Here is a 236-nt window from a genome sequence, read left to right as displayed (position 1 = left end):
ACAGATGGGCTTCAAGCCGATCATCCTTGAGCGTGGCAAGGAAGTGCGCCAGCGCACTAAGGACACCTGGGGCCTGTGGCGCAAAAACGTACTCAACCCCGAGTCCAACGTGCAGTTCGGCGAAGGCGGCGCCGGGACCTTCTCCGACGGCAAACTCTACAGCCAGATCAAGGACCCGAAATTCCACGGGCGCAAAGTGCTGCACGAGTTCGTCAAGGCCGGCGCGCCGGAAGAGA

General features: G+C 61.4%; 1 pseudogene. It reads left to right on the top strand.

What is annotated here, in order from left to right:
• Positions 1 to 236, top strand: a pseudogene (locus tag AC0L3B_RS40340) (hypothetical protein); the annotation flags it as partial.

This window comes from Bradyrhizobium sp. Kon56, assembly GCF_055807635.1.
The sequence above is the reverse complement of the archived record's forward strand: the minus strand, read 5'-3'. Positions and strand labels throughout refer to the sequence as shown.